The following is a 6,741-nucleotide window of genomic DNA, read 5'->3' as shown; positions in this document are numbered from 1 at the left end:
CGCCCCGCGCCGGGGGCGTGCCGCCGTTCGCGTCCGACAGTCCCCGGCACATGAACTCCGCGCGCCGGGCGGCAGGGACCCGTCACCCCTGACGCACTCCCCGCTCCGCCAGCGGCGGCGCCTCGGAGCTCTCCGTGACCGGTCCCCGCCCGCGCTCACGCACCCGCGCCGCCGTGGCGTACAGCACCAGCCCCACGGCCAGCCCGGCCCCCGCCCCGAAGCAGGCCGTCGGGATGATGTCGAGCGGCGTCTCGATCCCGCCCCAGTACTGGTACCAGCGCACACAGCGGTGCGCGACGCCCGCCAGCACGCACACCGCGATGAGCCCTGCCGCCAGCAGCCGGTCCCGGCGGCCGAGCAGCATCACCGGCGCTTCCGGTGACGCCGGCGCACGCCGCAGCGCCGACGCCGTGAACCACACCAGCGCGACGAGAGCCACGGCGGAACTGCCGTACTGCGTGTACGTGTAGAGCGGGAAACCCGCGACGACCTCCCCGAGGACAGGAATCATCCGCACGCCCCACCGGTCGAAATGGGTGAACGCGTCCCACACGACATGCGTACTGGCCCCGATCACCGCCGAGACGTAGAACCACAGGGCCGCGGTGACCGGCGGCCGGACCCTCTTCCGCCCGCGCAGCAGTGTGTACACCCGGCCCTGCTGTGCCGCCGGCAGCAGCGCGACGAGCGGGTCCCGCATCAGCAGCCAGAGGCAGACGAGTACCGCGGTGATGGCGACATCGACGCTCAGCACGCCCAACACCCCGTGTGTCACCTCGCCGTAGCCCATCGCGTCGGGAAGGAGACTCGCCGCGAAGTACGTCGTGTCCGGTGCGAACGACCCGAGGACGAGTGCCGAGGCGCACAGGGGGCCGCGCGCGGTCCCGTTCCTCCGCAGCCCCGGCAGTACCGCCGCGGCGTGGCTGATGGTGAACGGCATGGCGACGCCCCCTGTGACCGATGTTGATCAGTGGGCCCAGTATGCGTGATGCCTTGCGGCGAGGGGCGTCCGGAATCCGGCGAGGACCAGGAGGTGGCGAAGTAGTGAAAACCGGTCAGCGCACGGTGTCCCGATGTCTCAAGGTGCACTAGGGTCACGTGAGTCCGCGCTGGGGAGCGCGAACAGCAGCTGATGGGGAGGGAACAGACGTATGGCAGCGCAATTCGGCCGCCGGCTGCGTAGGGGAGCGACGACGACGGCGGTTGCCGCCGCCGCTGTGGCCGCACTCTCCGCTTCACAGGCGCCCGGCGTCACGTCCGCCACCTCGGGCACCGGGCAGGAGGCCTCGGACGCCGCCCCGCCGCCCGGCACGCCGGTGACCGGAAACTCCCCGTACTACACGGACCTCCCGCCGCTGAACACACCCGACAAGCCCGGCACTTCGGGCGACCTGCCGGAACTCGGCGTGGGTGAGGCCGGTATACCCGCCTCCGTTCTCGCCGCCTACAAGCAGGCCGAGCAGACCATCGCCGCGTCCGACCCGGCCTGCCGGCTGCCCTGGCAGCTGCTCGCCGCCATCGGCAAGGTCGAGTCCGGTCAGGCCAGGGGCGGCAGGGTGGACGCGAACGGCACGACGCTCACACCGATCCTCGGTCCCGTCCTCAACGGCGTCGGCTTCGCGAACATCTCGGACTCCGACAACGGAGCCTACGACGGCGACACGGTGCACGACCGTGCCGTGGGGCCGATGCAGTTCATCCCGCAGACATGGGAGACCTGGGGCCAGGACGCCAACGCCGACGGCCGCAAGGACCCCAACAACATCTACGACGCGGCGCTCGCCGCGGGCCGCTATCTCTGCGCCAACGGCCGCGACCTCGGCAACAAGGACGACCTCGACCAGGCGATCCTCGGCTACAACCATTCGCGGGAATACCTGCGCACGGTGCTGTCCTGGTTCGAGTACTACAAGCGCGGCGCCCATCAGGTCCCCGACGGGGCCGGTGTTCTGCCGGTGGGCGACGGTCCCGACAGCTCGGGCCCGCTGCCGACGCCGAGCCCCACCACCCCTGTGCCGAGTCCGTCGAAGCCCGCGCCGAAGCCGACGCCGAGCCCCACGCCGAGCCCATCGGACCCCGCCCCCACGCCGACGCCCACGCCCACCCCGCCCCCGACGTCCACTCCGGCCCCGGCGCCCGTGAGCCGTATCGAGGACGCGGGCACCGGGACGCTGACGGCCGTGGCCGGCCGGCAGTTCACCGAGCGTGTCACGGTCCGCGCGGAGAACGCCAAGGGGCAGCCCGTCGCCAAGGTGGCCGTTCGGTTCATGATCGTCGGTGACACCGACACCCGCTTCACCGATGGCCGCACAGACGCCGTCGTGGCCACAGGTGCGGACGGCACGGTCAGCGCCCCGGTGCTGGTCGCGGGGGAGCGGACCGGTGCCTTCACGGTGCGGGCCACCGTCGTCGAGCGTTCCCTGCCCGGCGTCGAGTTCAAGGCCACCGTCACCGAGCGGGAAGCGGACAGCATCGTCCGGACCGACACCAAGGACCTGACGGCCACCGCCGGCGGCGAGTTCGCGGACGTCATCCGCGTCAGGGCCGCATGCGACGGAGTCGCCGCCTCCGGTGTCGCGGTCTCCGCCACGATGATCGTCTCCAAGGAGACCGGGGCGGAGAACGACAAGGGCCCGTACTTCAAGCAGGCCGACGGCACGGTCGTCCGCACCCTGACCGGGCTCCGCACCGGCGCCGACGGCGTGCTCGAGCTTCCGAAGGTCTTCGCCGACGGTAATCAGGGCACTTTCGTCCTCCGTCTCACCGCTCCCGGCGGCGGCAGCCTGGACATCGAACTCCAGGTGACGGCACCGGCGAGCGCGACCCCGTCGCCTTCCCCCTCGCCTTCCGGGTCGACGGCCCCCTGACCGAGCGCTCTGCCCGCACCGCCCTTGCCCCGCCCGCCGGGACAGGGGCGGTGCTGTCTGTTCTCTTCTTCCGGCCACGTTGCTACGGTGCCCAGACCTGACGACCTATCAAATCAGTCCGGGAGGCCGAGCATGCGCGTCCTCGTGGCCGCCGCCGTCGGACTCGCCGCCGCCCTCGCCCTCGTGCTCACCGTCACGGCGATCGGCGCACCCGCCGGCGAGACCTCGCCGGAGCCGCTGCTGACCACTGTCCCCGGCCCCAAGGACTGAGGGCCGCCATGCGCAGCAGAGCAGGCCTCGTCCTCGTCGCCCTCGCCGTCTTCCTCGCCGCCCTGTCGCCGCTGCTGCGCTGGTACGCCTTCCCACGGCTCGCCAAGATCCCCGCCGGCCAGTACCAGGAGATGGTGCTCGAGGCGAAGCCCGCGACGCTCCTCGACTACGGCACCCTCGAGGCGAAGAAGGTCGAGAAGGTCACCATCGTGCAGACCCTCAAGGGCAACGTGGAGGAGTCCGAGCGGATCGAACGCACCGCCGGCCGCGACATCGTCGTCTGGGACTCCCTCTCCTACATCCAGGGGCCCGACGGCGCGATGGTGTCGCGGATCCCCGAGCGCTACATCTTCGACGCGCACACCCAGGAGCCGGTACACGCCACCGGCGAGTCCGTCGACGGCGACCCGGTGCGGCGCGAGGGCATCGAGTTCAAGTGGCCGTTCCTCACCGAGAAACGGGACTACGTGTACTTCGACGCCCAGGCCCGGACGTCCGCACCCATCCACTACAAGGGCACCCGGGAGTTCCGCGGTCTGGAGGTGTACTACTTCGAGCAGACCATCCCCTGGACGAAGGTGCCCTACCCGAAGAGGATGCCGATCCCCGGAATCGACGCGACCACGCTCGAGAAGCAGACCGGCACCACCCGCTGGTACACCACCAAGCGCATGTTCTGGGTGGAGCCCGTCACCGGAGCGCCCGTCAACGGCGAGGAGATCCACCGGGAAGAACTGCGCGGCGGCTCCCTGCTCGGTGGGCGCGACAAGGTCACCGCCTTCGCAGGGCATGTGAAGATGCGCCCCGACTACGTCGACTCCACGGTCGAACTGGTCACCTCCCAGCGCCGTACGGTCCTGCTCATGACCTCCTACCTTCCGTGGGGGTTCCTCGTCGCCGGCGCCGGACTGTCGGCGCTCGCCCTGTGGCTGGAGGCACGCCGCCGCCCTGACCCCGCGGGCGTCGCGCCCGCGCCGGAGCCGCTCAGGGTCTGAGCCGCGCCTTCGTGTGCCGTGTCGGTTCCGCCGTCGCCGGGTCCTCGGGCCAGGGGTGCTTCGGATACCGGCCGCGCAGCTCCGCCCGCACCGCCCGGTAGCCCTCACGCCAGAACGAACCGAGATCCGCGGTGACCGCCGCAGGACGGCCGGCGGGGGAGAGGAGATGCACCACCACAGGTACGCCGGCGACCTCAGGCGTCTCGCGCAGCCCGAACAGTTCCTGGAGCTTCACCGCGAGCACCGGCTGCTCCCCGCCGTACTCGACCCGTATCCGGGACCCGCTCGGCACCTCGATCCGCTCCGGCGCGAGCTCGTCCAGCCTGGCCGCGTCGCCGGTCGCCCACGGCAGTAACCGCTGCAAGGCCTGACCGGCCTGGATGCGGCCGAGGTCCGCCCGCCGCCGGGCACGGGACAACTCCGGCTCCAGCCACTCGTCGGCCCGCTCGAGCAGCTCGGCGTCCGACACGTCCGGCCACGGTGGCCCCAGCACCCTGTGCAGGAAGGCGAGCCGCTCGCGCAGCCCCTGCGTCTCGCGCGTCCAGTGCAGCAGTCCGAGCCCTTCCCGGCGCAGGCCCTCCAGCAGTGCCTGCCGTACCAGCCCCGGGTCCGGGTTGCTCAAGGGACGGACGGACAGTTCGACCGCGCCCAGCCGCTCCACGCGCCGGGCCACGACGTCGCCGTCCTCCCAGTGGACGTCCTCGCTACGGGACAGAAGATGCGAGGCGGCGCGGCGGGCGCCGTCCTCGTCGAGCACGGCGGCGAGCCTGATCCGCGCGGACACGGCGGTGGCGGGGCGGTCGGCGACGGCGACCGCCAGCCAGGGCGCGTCGCACAGTGCCGACCCCGCGTCGAGCAGGCCTCCGGTGCCGGAGGCCATGAGATACGCCCCGTCGCCGCGCCCCCGCGCCACCCGCTCCGGGAACGCGAGCGCGGCGACGAGCCCAGCGACGGCGTCGTCGCCCGACGGCCCTGCCGGGTGCCTCGTGGCGCCGCCGAGGGACGACTCCAGCCGACGGGTCTCCGCACGCCACCGCGCCCCGTACGCGTCATTGCCGCGCCGGGCCGCGCGCCAGGCGCCCGCCAGGTCGTCCCCGTACTCACGCGGCGGTTCGTCGCTCAGCAGCGCCACCACCTCGGCCGCGCGCCGGGCGCCCACCTGCGCGGAGCCGTCGAGAAGAGCCCGGGCCAGCCGCGGATGCACGCCCAGTCGCGACATCCGGGTGCCACGGCCGGTGGCCCTGCCAGAGGCGTCGACCGCGCCGATCGCGGCCAGCACGGAGCCCGCGGCGGCCATCGCGCCCGGCGGGGGAGCGTCCAGCAGTGCCAGGCCGGCGGCTGCCGGGTCGCCCCAGCACGCCACGTGCAGCGCGAACGCCGTGAGATCCGCGACCTTGATCTCCGGGGCGGGGAAACGCGGGAGCCGGGTGTCCTCGGCCTCCGTCCAGCAGCGGTACACCGTGCCGGGCCCCTCGCGGCCGGCCCTGCCCGCGCGCTGGCGGCCGGAGGCCTGCGAAGCCCGGACGGTCGTGAGAGCACTCAGGCCCCGCGCGTGGTCGGTGCGCGGCTCACGTGCCAGCCCGGAGTCCACGACCACGCGCACTCCGGGCACGGTCAGCGACGATTCGGCGACCGACGTCGCGAGGATCACCCGGCGGGTGTCGCCCCCGGAGAGCACCGCGTCCTGGACGGCCGTCGGCGCCCGGCCGTGCACCTGAAGGACTTCCGCGTCCACCCCGGCGAGCTGCCCGGCCACCCGGCCGATCTCACCCACGCCCGGCAGGAAGCAGAGCACGTCCCCCTCACGTTCATCGAGGGCCCTGCGCACCACCGACGCCACATGCGTCAGCAGCGCGGGATCGACCCGCATCCCGTGCGGCGGACGGGCCGGACGGGCCGGAGGGGCCCAGACGACCTCGACCGGGTGCGCGACGCCCTCGGCCCGCACCACCGGCGCGTCACCCAGGAGCCGCGCCCACCCTTCCGCGTCCGTCGTCGCGGAGGCCGCCAGGAGCCGCAGCTCCGGGCGCAGGGTGCCGCGGACATCCAGCAGGAAGGCGGCGACGGTGTCGGCGTCGAGATGGCGCTCATGGCACTCGTCGAGCATCACCGCGTCCACCCCGGCCAGCTCCTGGTCGCGCTGCAGCCGTTGCAGCAGCACGCCGGTGGTGACCACCTCCACGACGGTCTCCGGACCGACCACGCGCTCGCCGCGGACGGTGAAGCCCACCCGGCCGCCCACCTTCTCGCCGAGGAGCCAGGCCATCCGCCGCGCCGCCGCGCGCGCCGCTATCCGTCGTGGCTCCGCGACCACGACCCTGGCGCCGGTCTCGGCGAGGACCAGCGGCACCAGCGTGGTCTTGCCCGTGCCCGGCGGAGCGCACAGCACGGCCGTGCCGTGCTCGTCGAGCGCGCCGAGCAGCTCGTCGACGGCATGGCGGACGGGAAGGCGGTCGATTGCGTCGTTTCGGATCACGGGCTCAGTCTCGTACGTCCCGGCGAACCCGCGGACGCGACTGTCCACAGGGCCGGTGGGCTTGTATGACATCCCGGCGTGGCGTGGTCGTTCCGTGACGCGCGGCATGCCGCGCGTCACAGTCCTCCGGAGG

The 6,741-nt window shown here is 73.0% G+C and carries 5 protein-coding genes; 3 read left to right on the top strand and 2 right to left on the bottom strand.

The genetic code is table 11. The features are described 5' to 3' along the window. Positions 1 to 82: 82 nt before the first annotated feature. Positions 83 to 940, bottom strand: a complete 858-nt coding sequence (locus ACWGH4_RS27965; RefSeq protein WP_453465831.1) for a DUF4184 family protein — start codon at positions 938 to 940, stop codon at positions 83 to 85. Between the two features lie 211 nt (positions 941 to 1,151). On the opposite strand from ACWGH4_RS27965, the gene ACWGH4_RS27960 reads away from it, so the two are divergent. The 3 genes from ACWGH4_RS27960 (at position 1,152) to ACWGH4_RS27950 (ending at position 4,132) form a co-directional block, all read left to right on the top strand. Next, a complete protein-coding gene (locus tag ACWGH4_RS27960) occupies positions 1,152 to 2,867 on the top strand; it encodes a lytic transglycosylase (protein WP_453465829.1) in 1,716 nt (571 codons plus the stop codon). A 132-nt stretch (positions 2,868 to 2,999) separates the two neighbouring features. Continuing rightward, positions 3,000 to 3,137: an SPW_0924 family protein gene (locus ACWGH4_RS27955; RefSeq protein WP_441264378.1), complete on the top strand. Its 138-nt coding sequence runs from the start codon at positions 3,000 to 3,002 to the stop codon at positions 3,135 to 3,137. Between the two features lie 8 nt (positions 3,138 to 3,145). Continuing rightward, complete coding sequence (locus tag ACWGH4_RS27950; RefSeq protein WP_453465827.1) at positions 3,146 to 4,132, top strand: DUF3068 domain-containing protein; 987 nt, start codon at positions 3,146 to 3,148, stop codon at positions 4,130 to 4,132. Here ACWGH4_RS27950 and hrpB read toward each other — a convergent pair. Continuing rightward, positions 4,122 to 6,608, bottom strand: coding sequence for an ATP-dependent helicase HrpB (hrpB, locus tag ACWGH4_RS27945; RefSeq protein WP_453465825.1), 2,487 nt, complete (start codon positions 6,606 to 6,608; stop codon positions 4,122 to 4,124). The genes ACWGH4_RS27950 and hrpB overlap by 11 nt on opposite strands. Positions 6,609 to 6,741: the final 133 nt, after the last annotated feature.

The sequence above is a fragment of the Streptomyces sp. NPDC054847 genome, from assembly GCF_053610925.1.
Note: the sequence above shows the minus strand (reverse complement) of the source record. Positions and strands in the feature narration are given on the sequence as shown.

Excerpts from the sequence above, each read along its gene's own strand:
- ACWGH4_RS27965 (WP_453465831.1), bottom strand. The coding sequence starts at position 940 with ATGCCGTTCACCATCAGCCACGCCGCGGCGGTACTGCCGGGGCTGCGG.
- ACWGH4_RS27960 (WP_453465829.1), top strand. The coding sequence starts at position 1,152 with ATGGCAGCGCAATTCGGCCGCCGGCTGCGTAGGGGAGCGACGACGACG.
- ACWGH4_RS27955 (WP_441264378.1), top strand. The coding sequence starts at position 3,000 with ATGCGCGTCCTCGTGGCCGCCGCCGTCGGACTCGCCGCCGCCCTCGCC.
- ACWGH4_RS27950 (WP_453465827.1), top strand. The coding sequence starts at position 3,146 with ATGCGCAGCAGAGCAGGCCTCGTCCTCGTCGCCCTCGCCGTCTTCCTC.